The organism is Pedococcus sp. P1_H8, assembly GCF_056405175.1.
Window position 1 is genome coordinate 1 of record NZ_JBFUCP010000366.1, and the last position, 393, is coordinate 393.

The following is a 393-nucleotide window of genomic DNA, read 5'->3' on the forward strand; positions in this document are numbered from 1 at the left end:
CTGTGCGGCGGCGGCGGTCAGGGCGACGCACTGATCATCCGCGTTCCCCAGCAGTAACTCGCCCGGTCAGCGGCCACAACTGCACCAACCGAATCCGACTACAAGGCGTCGTAGATCACACACGACGGCGCCTTGTTGTCCGATTTGCTCAGGCACAATGGTGGGCATGCCGAAGATCCTCGACGTGTCCACGCCCGCGAAGCGGTTCCGCCTGGTTGCCCAGTGGGAGGCCGTCACCTGGGCCGCCCTGCTGGTTGCGATGTTCTTCAAGTGGGTGCTCGGGTACGAAGAGGCCGTCCGGATCCCCGGAATGGTGCACGGCATCGCCGCCTTCGTTCCGTTCGTGTTGATCGCGCTGGTGACCGCGCGGTCGCTGAAGTGGGACCTGATGAC

Annotated in this window: 1 protein-coding gene; it reads left to right on the forward strand. The window is 64.6% G+C overall.

Annotation, left to right across the window (positions count from 1 at the left end; translation table 11 throughout):
* Positions 1-166: 166 nt before the first annotated feature.
* Positions 167-393, forward strand: a 227-nt coding sequence (locus AC1DYG_RS20400) for a DUF3817 domain-containing protein (RefSeq protein WP_477641658.1), incomplete at its 3' end; no start/stop codon positions are given.